The organism is Pseudarthrobacter sp. C4D7 (genome assembly GCF_013359725.1).
Classification (GTDB): domain Bacteria; phylum Actinomycetota; class Actinomycetes; order Actinomycetales; family Micrococcaceae; genus Arthrobacter.
On record NZ_JABFMW010000017.1, the window covers coordinates 51,656 to 68,372 of the forward strand.

Here is a 16,717-nt window from a genome sequence, read left to right on the forward strand (position 1 = left end):
CTGATGCCCAGCGTCCTTCCCCTCGGTGACCCGGCGCCGTCGGACGGTCTGCTGCCTGCCCAGGCTGCGGACGGTGCGGCGGCCCGCGCCTTTGGCCTGTACGTCCATATCCCGTTCTGCGCCGTGCGCTGCGGGTACTGCGACTTCAATACCTACACCGCCACCGAACTGGGCGGCGGCGCGTCCCAGGATGCCTACGCCCGGACCGCTGTGTCGGAAGTGTCCTTGGCCGCGAAGGTGATGACGCGTTCCGGACTGCCGGAGCGGAAGCTCGGAACGGTCTTTTTTGGCGGCGGCACGCCCACGCTGCTGCCCGCGGAGGACCTCGCCCTGATCCTTCGCGCCGCCATCGACCAGTGGGGCATCGAGGATGGCGCGGAGGTCACCACCGAAGCCAACCCTGATTCGGTCACCCCCGCTTCCCTCGCCGTCCTCAAGGAGGCGGGCTTCACCAGGGTCTCCTTCGGGATGCAGTCCGCCGTACCGCACGTGCTCAAAGTCCTGGACCGCACCCACACGCCCAGCAGGGTGCCCGAGGTGGTGCAGTGGGCGCGTGAGGCCGGACTGGATGTCAGCCTCGATTTGATTTACGGCACGCCGGGGGAATCGCTGGCGGACTGGCGCCACTCCCTGGAGACAGCCCTGTCCTACCGGCCGGACCACATCAGCGCCTACGCTCTGATCATTGAGGACGGCACCAAACTGGCCGCGCAGATCCGCCGCGGCGAGGTGCCCGGCATCGACGACGACGACCACGCCGACAAGTATGAACTCGCCGACCAACTCATCACCGAAGCCGGGCTCGGCTGGTATGAAGTGAGCAACTGGGCGCGCAGCCCCGGGCATGCGTGCCGCCACAACCTGGCATACTGGCGCGGCGACGACTGGTGGGGCATCGGCCCGGGCGCACATTCGCACGTGGGCGGGGTGCGCTGGTGGAACGTGAAGCATCCCACCGCCTACGCCAACCGGCTCTCGCAGGGGCTGTCCCCTGCCGCCGGGCGGGAAACCCTGGACGCCGAAACCAGGAATCTGGAGCGGGTCATGCTGGAGGCGCGCCTTCAGTCAGGGCTGGACGTGTCCACCCTCAGCCCCGCCGGCCGGCACCAGATTGCCGGGCTCATCGCTGACGGCCTGGTGGAACCCGCCGCAGCATTCCACGGCCGCCTGGTCCTGACGCTCAAGGGCCGGCTCCTGGCAGACGCAGTAGTCCGCCGCATCCTGCCCGACTGACGTCCGTCGGCGAGCAGGGGCGCGGCCTGCGCCGCTACTTAATCCAGCGCAGGTTGAACTGGTAGCGGTGCGGCTGGCCTTTGTTGACGTGGATTCCTGCTGCCACCGAGAAGCAGGTCAGCGCCACCCAGATCAGCGTGGCGATCACCGCAAAGATGTTCCCCACGTAGGGAATGAACACCAGGATGTTGGCCACCACGGCGGCAATGGTGGGCGGCAGGCTGAAGTTCAGGGCCTCTTTGGATTCCTGGGCGGTGAATGGACCGCGGTCACGGAAGATCAGGTAGATGAGCAGCGAGGGGATGCACCCCAAAATCCCGCCGAAGTGTGCGAGCGTGGCCCACTGGCGGTCTTCGCTGGCCGTGAGCGGCAGGGCGTTGGCGGGGACGCCATGGTACTCGGAGCGGCCCTGGCCGTTCCTGTGATCACGTGCGTTTTCTGCCACGGTGTGTTCCTTCGGAGGTGCAAGTGGTGCTGACTTCTTGTACGGGCGCGGTGCGCAGCGGCTCTGGTAAAAGGCGCCGCACTACCAAGAATACTGGCTCGCGGGCCGGTCCCGGGCCTTCAGGGCACGGTGAGGAAGTCGATGACTTCCTCGACCCGCCCCAGCAGTGACGCTTCCAGGTCGGCGTAGGTCCGTACCGCGCCGAGGAGCTTCTGCCATCCCAGGCCGATGTCCTCCTTGGTGGCGTGTGGCCAGCCGAATGCCTTGAGGATTCCGGTTTTCCAGTCCTGTCCGCGGGGCACGGCAGGCCATGTGTCGATGCCCAGGACGGCGGGACGGATCGCTTGCCAGACATCCACGTACGGGTGGCCCACGATCAGGACATTTCCCGCCGCGCCGGGGGAGGCCATCACGGCGTCCGCTATGCGGGACTCCTTGGAATCGGGAACAAGGTGGTCCACCAGAACGCCCAGCCGCCGGCCCGGGCCGGGCTTGAAGGCGGCAACGGCAGCGGCGAGGTCATCGATGCCATGCAGGGGTTCGACGACGATGCCTTCCACCCGCAGGTCGTCTCCCCAGACCTTTTCCACCAGTTCGGCGTCGTGCTTGCCTTCCACCCAGATGCGGCTTGCCTTGGCCACCTGGGCCCGCTGCCCGGCGACACGGACGGAACCTGAAGCGGTCCTGCCGGCGGCAGGACCGGCAGCGGCCGCCCGGGGGGCCGGAGGCATCAGCCGGATGGCCCGGCCATCGAGGAGGAAACCGAAGCCCAACTTGAAGGAGCGGGATTTCCCGCGGCGGTCCTCCAGTGCCACAACGTGCATGCCGCCGGACTTTTCCACCCGGGTAACGGCGCCGACCCAGCCTGACTGGACGTCCTCCAGGACCATTCCACGTTCAACCGGCACCTCCGGCAGTTCCGCCTTGGCCGGGGCGGAGATGCCGCGGGGCCCCCAGTTTTGGTAATCCATGGATGTGATCCGCCTAGCGCTAGGTCCTCCGCTCCGGAATTCCGCCCGGAGCGGTACCAATGCTAACAACGGGCCGAGGCATAATAGACTGTTAGCACTTAGGCATGTCGAGTGCTAACACGGTAGGCATCTGGCGGGGCAGGAGCCCCGAACCATGGATGGAGGTGGAGAGTGAGCGAGCCACGCAAACTGGAAGTACTGCGGGCCATCGTGGAGGATTACGTCCACTCCCGCGAACCTGTGGGGTCCAAGGCTTTGGTCGAACGGCACCATTTGGGGGTTTCCAGCGCAACCATCCGGAACGACATGGCCGCCCTTGAGGACGAGGGATTGATCACTGCCCCGCACACCAGTGCAGGGCGGATCCCCACGGACAAGGGCTACCGGCTGTTCGTTGACCAGATCTCGGCAGTCAAGCCCCTTTCGGCAGCTGAACGGCGAGCCATCCAGTCACTGCTGGAGGGCGCGGACGATCTTGACGACGTCCTTGACCGTACCGTGCGGTTGCTGTCCCAGCTCACCAACCAGGTGGCTGTGGTGCAGTACCCGAACCTCAGCAAGGCGCAGGTCCGGCACATCGAATTCGTCCTACTGGCACCCCGCAAGGTGCTGGTGGTGCTCATCGCCAACAGCGGCAAGGTGGAGCAGCGGGTCATCGACGTCGGGCAGGACCTTGGCGACGACGCGTTGTCCGCACTTCGCACGCGTTTCCTCACTGCGCTTGCCGGCACTCCGCTCAGCCGGTTGGCCACGGCGCTTCCCGCCGTCGTCGCCGGAACCGCGAACGGGCAGCGCCAGGCCGCCGACGCGCTGGCACACGGACTGGAAGCCCTGGCACAGAGCACCCGGGAAGACCGCATGGTGATGGCCGGCACGGCAAACCTGGCCAGGTCCAACGTGGACTTCCCGCTCAGCATCGGTCCCGTGCTGGAAGCCCTTGAGGAGCAGGTGGTCATGCTGCGGCTCCTGAGCGAGATGGCGCAGGACCACCGGGGCGTGGCTGTCAGCATCGGAAGGGAAAACCCTTATGACGGCCTTGCCGAGGCATCTGTCGTAGCCACCGGCTATGGCCCCGACAGCGTCGCGAAGGTAGGCATCCTTGGCCCCACAAGGATGGACTACCCCACCACCATGGCCGCCGTCAGGGCCGTGGCCCGCTACCTTTCCAGGATTCTGGGACCCTGACTCTTCACCGCCGGAGCTTTTCCGGAGCGGAACGGAGAGCCGGGGCCGCCCGACTGAACGCAGTACAACAAGGAAGAGATACGAACTTTGAGCAGCCACTATGACGTCCTTGGAGTCTCACCCGAAGCTACGGGCGAAGAGATCAAAAAGGCCTACCGCAAACTGGCCCGCACCCTTCACCCGGACGTAAACCCCGGTGCGGACGCTTCAGAACGCTTCAAGGCAGTAACTCACGCCTACGAAGTCCTGTCCGATCCCCAAAAGCGGCGGATCTACGACACCACCGGCAACGAGAACGGCACGGACAACGGTTTCGGCGGCGCCGGCTACGCGGGCCAGGGCTTCGCGTTCCAGGACATCTTCGACACCTTCTTCGGCGCCGGCGGCACCTCCGGGCCCGCCTCCCGCGTCCGCCGCGGCCAGGATGCCCTCATCAGTGTCCGGATCGACCTGCGGGATGCTGTCTTCGGCGTCAACAAGAAGCTCGAAGTGGATACCGCCGTCGTCTGTCCCACGTGTGAAGGATCCTGCTGCCAGCCCGGCTCCCACCCGGAACGCTGCGATATCTGCGGCGGCAGCGGCCAGGTCCAGCGGGCTGTCCGGTCCATCCTGGGCCAGGTCATGACGGCGGCCCCCTGCGGCACCTGCGAAGGCTTCGGCACGGTCATCAAGGACCCCTGCAACGAATGCAGCGGCCAGGGCCGCATCCGCAGCCGGCGCTCATTCACCATCAAGGTTCCAGCCGGTGTAGCCACCGGAACCCGGATCCAGCTTTCCGGCCAGGGCGAAGCGGGACCGGCCGGCGGACCGGCGGGGGACCTTTACGTGGAAATCCGCGTCAACAATGACGCCACCTATGTGCGGGAAGGCGATGACCTGCATGCCACCCTGCACATTCCCATGACGGCGGCAGCGCTGGGCACGGATGTCAGCCTGGAGACGTTCGACGGCACCCAGGACATCGACGTCAAGCCCGGGACACAGTCCGGCGAGATCATCACCCTGCGGGGCCTTGGCGTGACCCACCTGAGGGGTTACGGCCGTGGAGACCTCAAGGTCCACCTCCAGGTGGACACTCCGGCCAAGCTCGACCCGGCCCAGGAGGACCTCCTCCGGCAGCTGGCCAAACTCCGTGGCGAGCAGATCACCGAAGGCAAACTCGCCGCCAGCGGCGGCATGTTCGCCAAGCTCCGGGACCGGCTCGGTAACCTGTAGCGGTGAGCAATCCCGTCTTCTTCACGTCCGCCGGTTCGCTGGCAGGCCTGGCCCCCGGCCAGAGCTTCGTCCTCGAAGGACCGGAAGCCCGGCACGCGGTGACCGTCAAGCGCCTGTCACCGGGCGAGGCGGTGGACATCGTTGACGGCGCCGGTGCCCGCATGACCGGGAAGGTGGTCTCCGCAGCCCCTTCGGGACTTGAAGTTCAGTGCGGTGCAGTCTCGCTGGAGGACCGGCCGGATCTGCGGTTGGTCCTGGTGCAGGCCCTGGCAAAGGGCGACCGGGACGAACTGGCCATTGAAACAGCCACCGAACTGGGCATCGACGCCGTCATACCCTGGCAGTCGGAACGGTCCATCGTCCGGTGGAAAGGGGACCGGGCCGCACGTGCCCACGCCAAATGGCAGTCAACTGTTGCCGCTGCGGCCAAGCAGGCTCGCCGGGCGTGGATCCCGGAGGTACGGGCCGCCGTGGACACCGCGGGACTTTCGGCTGCCGTGGAGGCCGCCGGCCTGGCTGTCATCCTGCACGAAGATGCCGTGCGTCCGTTGCGGACCGTCCTTGAGGGGTGGCAGGCGGACATCGACGGCGGTATCCGGGAAATCCTGCTGATCGTTGGTCCGGAAGGCGGGATCAGCCCGCGGGAAGTGACAAGGCTTTGCGACAAGGGTGCGGTGACCGCCCTGCTGGGGCACCACGTCCTGAGGTCTTCCACGGCCGGGCCCGCCGCCGTCGTGCTTGCCAGCGACATCCTCGGCAGGTGGAGCGCTACCTGACCTTGAAGGACCTCGTATCCTCGTTGCGGTCAGGCTCTGCGCCGGTACCTTCCTGGGCCACCCGGAGTTCGAAGTCGCCTGCCGGCAGGGTAAGCGCCAGCGTGAAAGTCCCTGCCTGGCCCTGCCCCGCACCTGCCGTGGTTTCGCCGGTCAGGAACGGCGTCTTGCTGCCGCCGTCCCCGGACTGCAGGATCTGCCAGCGAAGCTTCGCTCCCGGCGACGTGCTGCGGCCGGTGATCTTGACACTGCCGGCCGGCACCTCGGTGCTTTCCTGCGGGTCAATAATCCAGACCGGCGCCACCAAACCCGCAGCCCGGGTCATCAGGGCGCCCAACTGGACTTTTCCAAACGCGACATAGTCCGTGTGGCCATCCACCAGGATCCGCACCCGGATCTGCTGCCCCGTGTCGATCAGACCCGAACTGGCAGCCGCAGCAGTTGCCGTGTAGATCAGCTGTTGGATGGCGCGGGCGGCCATGTCGGCGTCGAGGTTGCTGTTGAACGCATCGGCGGAAACGTCCACCGTGATGACGTCCTTGCCCGAAATGGACGTGGCAAGCTTGTCCGGGTTCTGCCACGGCGTAAAGAAGTCCGGGTCCAGCGGCTTCTCCGACATCATGGCCCGCAGTGCCCGCGTGACCGGGTTCTCCTGTTCCGGGACGTCGCGGAACTCGCGGTAGAGGAAAGTGTTCCCGCCGCTGCGCCCGATCCAGTACACGGGAGCCTTGTTGGAGGACTGCGTTGTTTCCAGCGGTGCGCTGGTCGCGGCCGTGTCCGGCACAGTTCCGCCAGTGGCCGGGACAGACGCGGCGGTGCCGGAGGGTGATGGACCGTTCTCGGCGGTGCACGCGGCAAGGGTCGGAACGAAAACCAGGATCCCCGCCAGGACGGCAGGGCGCAGGCGGCCCATGGGTCGTCCTGCCCTTTTGGGCACAGAGGTTTCCGGCACTGTCCTGCCCTTGTCCTTTCATGGCGTGGCGGGCCGATCCCCCTGGCGGCCTGGCGTTCCAGCAGACGCTGGATTTCCAGCATTGCACAGGGGGCGGTCCGGCCGGCCGGACTTTGGGTCCTTGGCGGCAACTGCAACGGGAACGATATGAGGCCGATATGAAGTTGATACCTAAGGGTGCAATCTGCGGCAGTTTGCCCGGCCCGTGACCTGCATCTGACCGGGCCCGATATCCGGCCGGTTATCCGGCCGGGGCCCGTGCTGGCGTAAGATGGAGGGACCGCTGGGGCAGGGGCACCGTGCAACGGGCACCGGCATCAGCCAATAAACATCAGTGCTGTCGATCTTCGAGGGGACCACGGGCCTGCGGGCCAACACCATGACTGAATCAGCAAATGGTAAGCGCCGGCTCAACACGGGAGACGGCAGTCCGGGGGAATTCCCGCACTCCCTGCCCGGCATCCGGACCGAAGTAGTCCTCTTTGAGAACTCCGACCAAATGGTTCAGTCACTCGGCAGCCATGACGAGGCTTTGCGGTTCATCGAAGAGCAATTCCCGGCCGTCAACTTCCATGCCCGGGGCAATGAACTGTCCATCAGCGGCCCGGTCAGCGACGTGCCGCGCATCATGCGGCTGCTCCAGGAGGTCCGGGGCCTGGTGGCCCGCGGCACGGTCATCACGCCCGCCGTGCTCCAGCAGCTGGCGGCCCTCCTGCGCACCCAGTCACTGCAGAATCCCGTGGATGTGCTCACCCACGACATCCTCTCCAGCCGCGGCAGGACCATCCGGCCCAAAACGCTGAACCAGAAGAACTACGTCGACGCCATCGACGCCAACACGGTCATCTTCGGCATTGGTCCGGCCGGAACCGGAAAGACCTACCTGGCCATGGCGAAGGCCGTCCAGGCGCTGCAGCAGAAAGAGGTCAGCCGGATCATCCTGACCCGCCCGGCGGTGGAGGCGGGGGAGCGGCTTGGCTTCCTGCCCGGTACGCTCAGCGACAAGATCGACCCCTACCTGCGGCCGCTCTACGACGCCCTGCACGACATGATGGACCCGGAGTCCATTCCCCGGCTCATGGCGGCCGGCACCATCGAGGTGGCGCCCTTGGCCTACATGCGCGGCCGTACCCTCAACGACGCATTCATCATTCTTGACGAAGCGCAGAACACCACGCCGGAGCAGATGAAGATGTTCCTCACCCGGCTCGGATTCGGGTCCAAAATGGTGGTCACCGGGGACGTCACCCAGGTGGACCTGCCTTTCGGTACCCGGTCCGGCCTCCGGATCGTCGAAGAAATCCTGCAGGGCATCGAGGACGTGAACTTCTCGGTGCTTGACGCCGCCGACGTCGTGCGGCACCGGCTTGTCGGTGACATCGTCAACGCCTACAGCATTTGGGATGAAGCCCAGCGGAACCGGGTCAAGCATTCAGCAAGCCGCGAAAAACGGGGGGAACACGCGTGAGCATCGAGGTGAACAACGAGTCCGGCGTCGAGGTGGACGAGTCCGGACTGGTGGCCCTGGCCCGGTACATCTTCGAGCAGCTTTACATCCATCCGCAGGCTGAACTGTCCATCCTCCTGGTGGATGAACCGGCCATGGAAAAGCTGCATATCGAGCTGATGGACGAACCCGGCGCCACGGACGTGCTCTCGGTGCCCATGGACGAGCTGACCCCTGGGACTCCGGGCCGTCCCACGCCTCAGGGCATGTTGGGCGACATCGCCATCTGCCCGCAGGTTGCCCAGGTCCAGGCCAGGAATGCCGGCCACGCCCTGCAGGACGAGATGCTGCTGCTGACCACCCACGGCATCCTCCACCTGCTCGGCTATGACCACGCCGAACCCGAGGAGAAGGCTGAGATGTTCGGCCTCCAGCGGGAACTCCTGTCCGGCTTCACCGGCAAAGAAGCACCTGCCGAGACAACCCAGTGACGCAACTGCTCCTGGTCGCGGTGGCATTGGTCTTTCTTGCCGTCGCGGCCCTTTTGACGGCGGCCGAGGCCGCCTTCAGTTTCCTTCCCCGGCACGACGCCGAAGAGGCGTTGCACAAAAGCCGCGGCACCGCGATGCGCAGCATCCTTGCTGAGCCGGTGGCGCACACCCGCGCCCTGCGGTTCTGGCGTGTCTGGTTCGAAATGGCTTCTGCGGTGGCAGTCGCGGTCCTGATCGCAAGCCTGCTGGACAACGTCTGGCTCGCCGGCCTGGTGGCCACCGGCATCATGGCCGTCCTGGGGTTCGTGATCGTGGGCGTCTCACCGAGGCAACTCGGCAGGCTCCACTCCACGGCCGTGGTCCGTTTCACGGCGCCGATGGTGCGGTTCCTCACCAGCGTGCTGGGTCCCATTCCCGGCTGGCTGGTGGCCCTGGGGAGTTCGGCCGCGCCCGGCGCCCCCGGCGGTGACGACGCGTTTTTCAGTGAACAGGAATTCCGCGAACTCGTGGACAGGGCCAGCGAGTCCGACATGATCGAGGACACCGAAGCCGAGATGATCCAGTCGGTCTTTGACTTCGGCGACACCCTGGTCCGGGCCGTCATGGTGCCCAGGACAGACATCGTGAGCATCGACGCGGGGTCAAGCCTCCACCAGGCAATGACCCTGTTCCTCCGCTCGGGATACTCCCGGATTCCGGTCATCAACGAGAACACCGACCACATTCTGGGGATTGTCTACCTCAAGGACGTTGCAGCAGTCATCCACGAGCTGCGGGCAGGCCAGGAACCGCCCGTGGTGGAGGCCCTCGCCCGCGAAGTGCGCTACGTACCGGAATCGAAACCGGTCAGCGACCTCCTGCGCGAGCTGCAGAAGGAATCCACGCATGTGGCCATCGTGATCGACGAGTACGGCGGCACGGCCGGGCTGGTGACCCTCGAGGACCTCATCGAGGAAATCGTGGGCGAGATCGTGGATGAATACGATACCGAAGGCGCCGAGGCCGTGGCGCTGGGGGACGGCTCGTACCGCGTCAGCGCCCGGATGGGAATCGATGACCTCGGCGAGCTGTTCGACCTGGAAATCGACGACGACGAAGTTGACACCGTGGGTGGCCTCCTTGCCAAGGCGCTGGGCCGGGTCCCCATCGTAGGCAGCAGCGTGGACGTCCAGGGCGTATCGCTGCGGGCGGAGCGGTTGGAAGGCCGGCGGAACCGCGTCAGCCACATCATTGCGGCACCCGTACCAAGAGTAGAGACTGACTTTGAAAGCCTCCTGGAAGAGGCCGAAGCAACCCAGCAGGGAGTTCCACGTGAGCAAGAAAAATAAAGCTGCCGAACCGGACGACTTCGGCGGCTTCCGCGCCGGGTTTTCAGTCCTGGTTGGCAGGCCCAACGCGGGCAAGTCCACCCTGACCAACGCACTGGTGGGCAAGAAGGTGGCCATCACCTCCGCGAAGCCGCAAACCACGCGGCACACCATCCGGGGCATCGTTCACCGCGACGACGCACAACTCATCCTGGTTGACACCCCGGGCCTGCACCGTCCGCGCACCCTGCTCGGCAAGCGCCTCAACGACCTCGTGGCAGACACCCTCGCCGAGGTGGACGCCATCGGATTCTGCCTGCCCGCCAACGAAAAGATCGGACCGGGCGACAAATTCATCGCCGCCCAGCTCGCCGCCGTCGGCCGCAAGCCCGTGATCGCCATCGTGACCAAAGCGGACCTCGTGGACAAGCAGGCTCTTACGGAACAGCTCCTCGCCGTTGCCGCCCTGGGCCGGGAGGTGCTGGGGGACGACGGCTGGAAGGATATTGTTCCCGTGTCCGCCGCCGACGGGTTCCAGGTGGGCACGGTCGCCGACGTCCTGATCAGCCACATGCCGCCGTCGCCTCCGCTCTATCCGGACGGGGAACTGACCGATGAACCCGAAGCGGTCATGGTGGCGGAACTGATCCGCGAGGCAGCCCTGGAGGGGGTCCGGGACGAGCTTCCGCACTCCCTGGCCGTTGTGGTGGAAGAAATTGTTCCCCGGGAGGACCGGCCGGAAGACAAGCCGCTGCTGGACGTGCGCGTCAATCTCTACGTCGAGCGTCCTTCCCAAAAGGCCATCATCATCGGCAAGGGCGGGGCCCGCCTGCGTGAGGTTGGCACCAACGCCCGTAAGGGCATCGAGGCGCTCCTGGGCACCCGCATCTACCTGGACCTCCACGTCAAGGTGGCCAAGGACTGGCAGCGCGACCCGAAACAGCTGGTCAAACTCGGTTTCTGATCCCCGCAAACGCCGTTCGCACCTGCGTCCCCCGCAGGTTCTCCAGACTGGACCACTAAAATGGACCGGATTTCATTTCTAGAGGAAGGTTCGCCACGTGGGTCAAGGCCGCGATAACCGCGACAACGGGGCTGACGTGCCAGCCGGACAGGGACCGGTGTCCCGTCATGCGGACAGCCATGACGTAGGTGCCGCGCGGCACCTTGGCCCATTGCGCCGCATGCCCTTGTGGCTCAAGGCTGTCACCGGCGTGGTGGCACTGGTGCTCGTGGCAGCCGCCGCGTTTGCCGGATTCTGGTTCTTCCGGCTCCAGAACAACATCTCCAAGGCGCCGCTGAACGCCGGCGGGGAGAGCACCGAGACCCCGGGGAACGACGCCACGGGGCGGTTGCAGATCCTGATCCTTGGCTCGGATACCCGCGATGGGAAGAACTCCGACTACGGAACCGCTGACGATTCGACCGGCTACGGAAAGTCCGACGTCATGATGCTGATGGACATTTCGGAGGACAACAAGCGGGTCAACGTCATCAGCTTCCCCCGCGACCTGCTGGTGGATATTCCCGACTGCAAGGACAGAAAGACCAAAAAGGACTACCCGGCCCGCACCGGCGTCATGATCAACGAGGCCATGAGCGAGGCCGGCATCGGCTGTGCCGTGGACACGGTCAACAAGCTCACCGGCATGCAGGTTGACCACTTCATGATGGCCGACTTCAACGCCGTAAAGGAACTCTCCAACGCGGTGGGTGGTGTGGAAGTGTGCATCAGCGACGCCGTGTACGATCCCGACTCCCGGCTCCGCCTGCCCGCCGGAACGTCCTCCGTGCAGGGCGAAATGGCGCTTGCCTTCCTCCGCACCCGCCATGCTTTTGCCGACGGCGGTGACTTGGGGCGCATCAAGGCTCAGCAGGGCTTCCTTTCGTCGTTGACCCGCAAAATCAAGGACGACGGCACCTTGTCCGATCCCGCGAAGATGCTGAAGATCGCCGACGTCGTTACCCAGAACCTGACGGTCGACGACGGGCTGGCGTCAGTTCCCACCTTGCTGACCATCGGTAATCGGCTCAAGGACATCGACATCAGCAAGGTGGCGTTTGTGGCTGTGCCCACCACACCGGCACCCGTTGACCCCAACCGGCTGGTCATCGCCGAACCCGCGGGCGCGCAGCTCTTTTCGGCATTGCGGAAAAATGTGGACCTGACCGATCCCACCGCACCCACCACCCCGGCGCCAAGCGAAACGGCGGTCCCCACCGAGACGGCTCCGCCCGTGCCGGCCTATGACAAAGCCATCCAGCCGGTAACGGTGGCCAACGGCAGTGGCGTCAATGGCCGGGCACAGGAACTTGTCCAGGCGCTGGTTGCGGGCGGCTTCAGCCAAACCGGCCAGTTCCTCGCCCAGCCGGTGGCCAAGACGGCGGTGTATTACGGCAACGGCTTCGCCGATGTTGCAGCCGACGTCGCGGCGCTGCTGGGGATTCCTGCCACATTGATGATTCCTGCCCCGGCGGTGACCGGCGTGCAGGTGTACGTCGGCAGCGACTTCACCACCGGGACCGCCTTTGCCGGCGGAGAGGGGGCGGCCGCCGCGCTTCCCGAGGACATCGTGAACCAGACGGCCGGGGACAAAGTCTGCCAGCAGGCAAATCCTGATTTGATCGTCCGCTAGGACGATCCCGGCGCCGGCGACTCCGGCAATTGACAAAATGGGCCCCCGCCACATGGCGGGGGCCCATTCCTGTTTTCAGCTACCAGATGCTGACCCGTTCGGCGGCCGGCACCCACATCCCGTCATCCGGGGTGACACCGAATGCCTCGTGGAAGGAGTCGAGGTTTTTCGCGATGGCGTTGGTCCGGAACTCATTGGGGGAGTGCGGATCGGTGGCAAGCCGGCGGATGGCCTCCTCCTGCCGGATGACCTGTCGCCACCCCGCAGCCCAGGACGCGAAGAACCGCTGTTCCCCGGTCAGCCCGTCGATGACCTCCGGCTCTTTTCCGTCAAGGCTGATCCGGTAGGCCTTGTAGGCGATGGTGAGCCCTGCCAGGTCCCCGATGTTTTCGCCGAGCGTGAGCCTGCCGTTGACATGGTGTCCGGGCGCGGCGGTGGGGGAGAGCGCGTCGAACTGCGCCACGAGGCGGGCCGTCAGCGCCTCGAACGCCTGCCGGTCCTGGTCCGTCCACCAGTTGCGAAGGGCCCCGCCGCCGTCGAACTGTGAACCCTGGTCATCGAAGCCGTGCCCGATCTCGTGTCCGATCACGGCTCCAATGCCGCCGTAGTTGACGGCGTCATCCGCGTCGGCGGTAAAGAACGGTGGCTGCAGGATCGCGGCCGGGAACACAATCTCGTTCATCATGGGGTGGTAGTAGGCGTTGACCGTTTGCGGCGTCATCAGCCACTTGTTGCGGTCCACGGGCTTGCCCACCTCATCAAGATGCCGGTCCACGTCCGCATTGTGCGCGCGTTCCACATTGCCCAGCAGGTCGTGGGGGTCGATCTCGACAGCCGAATAATCGATCCATTCGTCCGGGTAGCCGATCTTCGCCCGGAACCCCTCGAGTTTGCGAAGGGCTTCGGCCTTGGTCTCCTGCCCCATCCAGGTGACGTCGTTAATGCTGCGGCGGTACGCCTCGATCAGGTTCGCCACCAGCGTCTGCATCCGCGCCTTGTGGGTCTCCGGGAAGTGGCGGCCTACATAGATTTGGCCGACGGCCTCGCCGAGTCCGGCTTCGACGACGGCGACGCCCCGCTTCCACCGGTCCTTGTTCCGGGGGGTGCCACTGATGGTGGTGCCGTAGAACGCGAAGTTGGCGTCCACGAACCCGGAGGACAGGTAAGGCGCAGCCGCGCTGACGACGCGCATGGCCAGCCACTCCTGCCAGGTGGCAAGCGGGACCTCGGCCAGGAGCCCGGCAGCGCCGGCAAAGAAGTCAGGGGTGCTGACGACAATTTCCGTCCGTTTTCCGGCATCGATCCCTGCAGCCTCGAACCAGGTGCCGAAGAGTGGGAAGAGCGCGGTGGCCTCTTCCGCCGTCTTCAGGTTGTAGGTCTTCTGCGGATCGCGGAGGGTGACGTTGTCCCAGTGGTGGGCTGCGAGCTGTGTTTCCAGCCCGACCACGCGCGCCGCGGCACCGTTCGGATCTGCCAGCCCGGCCAGGCCAAACATCTTCTCCACATGCGCTGTATAGGCGGCAACGATCGGGGCGAACTTCGCGTCCCGGTAGTAGGACTCATCGGGAAGGCCCAAACCGCCTTGACCGGTGTACAAGAGGACCCGGTCCGGGTTGCCCGCATCAGGAGCGGGATAGATATAGAAGAGTCCGCCTACGTCCGCGCGGAACAGCCTTCCCGCCAGGGCTATGAGGTCCGGGACAGAAGCGGTGGCGAAAACCTCCGCGAGCCGCCCGCGGATGGGTTCCATTCCCTTGCCCTCCACGGTGGCCTCGTCCATGAAGCTGTTGTACAGCCCGCCGATCTTCCGCTCGATCCCGGTGGCGTCGCCGCCTTTGGCTGCCGCTTCTTCGATGATGTCCCGGACGGCGATCTCGGAGCCGTCGCGCAGGGCCGTGAAAGTGCCTTCCAGGGGCCGGTCATCCGGAATGTCGGTGGCCTTCAGCCACGCGCCGTTCACGTGCTGGTAAAGGTCATCCTGCGGCCGGACTGTGTGATCAAAGGTGGAAAAATCGATCCCCGAATTGGGCACTGCAACTCCTTTGCTGGGACGCCGCTGCCCGGCGGAACACCGGGAGGCGTCTGCATGCTGGACTTTACGGACGGTAGTGCCCTTTCATCTTACGCACCCGTGTTACCCTCAAAGTGTGCGTGCAGTGCTCCTTCTCCTTAGCTGCCGCGGCGAGGCCACAGACGCTATCTAGCGCACGGCCCACCCTCGCTGCGGAGTTTGTGTTGCCCGGCCACCCTTTCACTGAAGATCGATAGAAAAGGCCCCGAACATCATGCGAAACGCACAGAAGCCCTCAGGAATGCCCTTCCACCGGTACACGCCCTTCCAGGACCAGATCAAGGTTGAGCTGCCGGACCGCACCTGGCCGGACAAAGTAATCACCAAGGCCCCGCGCTGGTGCGCGGTTGACCTGCGCGACGGCAACCAGGCACTGATCGACCCCATGAGCCCGGCCCGCAAGATGAAGATGTTCGACCTGCTGGTCCGCATGGGCTACAAGGAGATCGAGGTCGGCTTCCCGTCCGCGTCGCAGACGGACTTCGACTTTGTCCGACAGCTCATCGAGGGCAACCACATCCCGGACGACGTCACCATCCAGGTCCTGACCCAGGCCCGGGAACACCTGATCGAACGGACTTATGAGTCCCTGGTCGGCGCCAAGCAGGCCATCGTCCACCTCTACAACTCCACGTCCGTGCTGCAGCGCCGGGTGGTGTTCAACCAGGACGAAGACGGGATCCTGGACATCGCCCTGCAGGGTGCCCGGCTGTGCAGGAAGTACGAGGAAACGCTCGCTGACACCCATGTCACCTATGAGTACTCACCGGAATCCTTCACCGGCACCGAGCTCGAATACGCCGTGCGCGTCTGCAACGCGGTGGCTGACGTCTTTGAAGCGTCCGCGGACCGCCAGGTGATCATTAACCTGCCTGCCACGGTGGAAATGGCCACCCCCAATGTCTACGCCGATTCCATCGAGTGGATGAGCCGGCACCTGCACCCCCGGGAAGGCATCATCCTCTCCCTGCACCCGCACAACGACCGTGGAACCGGTGTTGCCGCTGCCGAACTGGGCTACATGGCCGGCGCTGACCGGATCGAAGGCTGCCTGTTCGGCAACGGGGAACGGACCGGCAACGTGGACCTGGTCACCCTGGGGCTGAACCTGTTCGTCCAGGGCATCGACCCCATGATCGACTTCTCCACCATCGACGACGTCCGCCGCACCGTCGAATACTGCAACCAGCTGCCGGTCCCGGAGCGTTCCCCGTACGGCGGGGACCTGGTGTTCACCGCTTTCTCGGGTTCCCACCAGGACGCCATCAAGAAGGGCTTTGAAGCACTGGAGCGCGACGCCGCCGCGGCGGGCAAGGCCATGGACGATTTCACCTGGCAGGTACCGTACCTGCCGGTTGACCCCAAGGACCTGGGCCGCAGCTACGAGGCCGTCATCCGCGTGAACTCCCAGTCCGGCAAGGGCGGTGTGGCCTACCTGCTCAAGCACGAGCACAGCCTGGACCTGCCCCGCCGCGCACAGATCGAGTTCTCCGGCGTTATCCAGCGCCGCACGGACACCGTGGGCGGCGAGGTCAGCGGAGCCCAGCTGTGGCAGATCTTCCGGGACGAATACCTGCCGTCCGGCGAGTCTGAAGGGCAATGGGGACGCTACTCACTGGGCGGGGTGAAGACGGAAACGGACGCCGACGGCGGCATGACCCTTCACGCCTCGCTCACCATCGACGGCGCCCAGGTAAGCCGGACCGGCACCGGCAACGGCCCCATCGCTGCGCTGCTGAACATCCTCCACGACGACGGCGTGGACGTCCGCGTCCTGGACTACAGCGAGCACGCTCTGTCCGAGGGCGGCAACGCGGCGGCTGCTGCGTATGTTGAATGCGCCGTGGGGGAGCGGGTCCTGTGGGGTGTGGGCATCGATGCGAACACCAGCATGTCCTCCCTCAAGGCCGTCATCTCGGCGGTCAACCGCGCCATCCGGGACGCCCGGGCCTGACACGTCCACGGGGTGCCGTGCGGTTCCAGCCGCCGGT

At 65.5% G+C, this 16,717-nt stretch carries 14 protein-coding genes; 10 read left to right on the plus strand and 4 right to left on the minus strand.

Translation table 11 applies throughout. The features are described 5' to 3' along the window. Positions 1 to 3 precede the first annotated feature (3 nt). Positions 4 to 1,233 (plus strand): radical SAM family heme chaperone HemW, encoded by a 1,230-nt coding sequence (hemW, locus tag HNO81_RS12925; RefSeq protein WP_175318513.1) that lies wholly within the window; start codon positions 4 to 6, stop codon positions 1,231 to 1,233. 34 nt (positions 1,234 to 1,267) lie between these two features. Here the strand turns inward: hemW and HNO81_RS12930 are convergent, their stop codons facing one another. Next, on the minus strand, positions 1,268 to 1,678 hold the full coding sequence (locus HNO81_RS12930; RefSeq protein WP_175318514.1) for a DUF4870 domain-containing protein: 411 nt from the start codon (positions 1,676 to 1,678) through the stop codon (positions 1,268 to 1,270). A 119-nt stretch (positions 1,679 to 1,797) separates the two neighbouring features. Continuing rightward, positions 1,798 to 2,649 carry a DUF3097 domain-containing protein gene (locus HNO81_RS12935; RefSeq protein ID WP_175318515.1) on the minus strand — a complete coding sequence of 284 codons (852 nt, stop codon included), beginning with the start codon at positions 2,647 to 2,649 and terminating at the stop codon, positions 1,798 to 1,800. Positions 2,650 to 2,820: 171 nt separating this feature from the next. Between HNO81_RS12935 and hrcA the strand changes: the two genes are divergently transcribed. The 3 genes from hrcA to HNO81_RS12950 all read left to right on the plus strand — a co-directional run bounded on the left by hrcA (position 2,821) and on the right by HNO81_RS12950 (position 5,825). After that, entirely contained in the window at positions 2,821 to 3,834 is a 1,014-nt protein-coding gene (gene hrcA / locus HNO81_RS12940) for a heat-inducible transcriptional repressor HrcA (protein WP_175318516.1), read from the plus strand. Positions 3,835 to 3,921: 87 nt separating this feature from the next. Then, positions 3,922 to 5,049 carry a molecular chaperone DnaJ gene (dnaJ, locus tag HNO81_RS12945; protein ID WP_175318517.1) on the plus strand — a complete coding sequence of 376 codons (1,128 nt, stop codon included), beginning with the start codon at positions 3,922 to 3,924 and terminating at the stop codon, positions 5,047 to 5,049. Between the two features lie 2 nt (positions 5,050 to 5,051). After that, a complete protein-coding gene (locus tag HNO81_RS12950; RefSeq protein ID WP_175318518.1) occupies positions 5,052 to 5,825 on the plus strand; it encodes a 16S rRNA (uracil(1498)-N(3))-methyltransferase in 774 nt (257 codons plus the stop codon). Here HNO81_RS12950 and HNO81_RS12955 read toward each other — a convergent pair. After that, positions 5,818 to 6,735, minus strand: a complete 918-nt coding sequence (locus HNO81_RS12955) for a GerMN domain-containing protein (protein ID WP_175318519.1) — start codon at positions 6,733 to 6,735, stop codon at positions 5,818 to 5,820. The genes HNO81_RS12950 and HNO81_RS12955 overlap by 8 nt on opposite strands. A 418-nt stretch (positions 6,736 to 7,153) precedes the next feature. On the opposite strand from HNO81_RS12955, the gene HNO81_RS12960 reads away from it, so the two are divergent. The 5 genes from HNO81_RS12960 (at position 7,154) to HNO81_RS12980 (ending at position 12,655) form a co-directional block, all read left to right on the plus strand. Next, positions 7,154 to 8,242 carry a PhoH family protein gene (locus HNO81_RS12960; protein WP_175318520.1) on the plus strand — a complete coding sequence of 363 codons (1,089 nt, stop codon included), beginning with the start codon at positions 7,154 to 7,156 and terminating at the stop codon, positions 8,240 to 8,242. After that, a complete protein-coding gene (ybeY, locus tag HNO81_RS12965) occupies positions 8,239 to 8,712 on the plus strand; it encodes an rRNA maturation RNase YbeY (protein WP_175318521.1) in 474 nt (157 codons plus the stop codon). The genes HNO81_RS12960 and ybeY overlap by 4 nt, the downstream gene beginning before the upstream one ends. Then, entirely contained in the window at positions 8,709 to 10,040 is a 1,332-nt protein-coding gene (locus tag HNO81_RS12970; RefSeq protein ID WP_175318522.1) for a hemolysin family protein, read from the plus strand. Before ybeY ends, HNO81_RS12970 begins: the two co-directional genes overlap by 4 nt. Next, on the plus strand, positions 10,024 to 10,983 hold the full coding sequence (era, locus tag HNO81_RS12975; protein WP_175318523.1) for a GTPase Era: 960 nt from the start codon (positions 10,024 to 10,026) through the stop codon (positions 10,981 to 10,983). Before HNO81_RS12970 ends, era begins: the two co-directional genes overlap by 17 nt. Before the next feature lie 220 nt (positions 10,984 to 11,203). After that, the gene (locus HNO81_RS12980; RefSeq protein WP_217509390.1) at positions 11,204 to 12,655 is read left to right on the plus strand and encodes an LCP family protein; all 1,452 of its coding nucleotides are present in this window, start codon (positions 11,204 to 11,206) and stop codon (positions 12,653 to 12,655) included. Between the two features lie 79 nt (positions 12,656 to 12,734). On the opposite strand, the gene HNO81_RS12985 is transcribed toward HNO81_RS12980, so the two are convergent. Continuing rightward, the gene (locus tag HNO81_RS12985; protein ID WP_175318525.1) at positions 12,735 to 14,687 is read right to left on the minus strand and encodes a M13-type metalloendopeptidase; all 1,953 of its coding nucleotides are present in this window, start codon (positions 14,685 to 14,687) and stop codon (positions 12,735 to 12,737) included. 253 nt (positions 14,688 to 14,940) lie between these two features. Here HNO81_RS12985 and leuA point away from each other — a divergent pair, with 253 nt between their 5' ends. Continuing rightward, positions 14,941 to 16,680, plus strand: a complete 1,740-nt coding sequence (leuA, locus tag HNO81_RS12990; RefSeq protein ID WP_175318526.1) for a 2-isopropylmalate synthase — start codon at positions 14,941 to 14,943, stop codon at positions 16,678 to 16,680. Positions 16,681 to 16,717: the final 37 nt, after the last annotated feature.

Excerpts from the sequence above, each read along its gene's own strand:
- HNO81_RS12955 (WP_175318519.1), bottom strand. The coding sequence starts at position 6,735 with ATGGGCCGCCTGCGCCCTGCCGTCCTGGCGGGGATCCTGGTTTTCGTT.
- HNO81_RS12935 (WP_175318515.1), bottom strand. The coding sequence starts at position 2,649 with ATGGATTACCAAAACTGGGGGCCCCGCGGCATCTCCGCCCCGGCCAAG.
- HNO81_RS12980 (WP_217509390.1), top strand. The coding sequence starts at position 11,204 with ATGCCCTTGTGGCTCAAGGCTGTCACCGGCGTGGTGGCACTGGTGCTC.
- leuA (WP_175318526.1), top strand. The coding sequence starts at position 14,941 with ATGCGAAACGCACAGAAGCCCTCAGGAATGCCCTTCCACCGGTACACG.
- hemW (WP_175318513.1), top strand. The coding sequence starts at position 4 with ATGCCCAGCGTCCTTCCCCTCGGTGACCCGGCGCCGTCGGACGGTCTG.
- HNO81_RS12960 (WP_175318520.1), top strand. The coding sequence starts at position 7,154 with ATGACTGAATCAGCAAATGGTAAGCGCCGGCTCAACACGGGAGACGGC.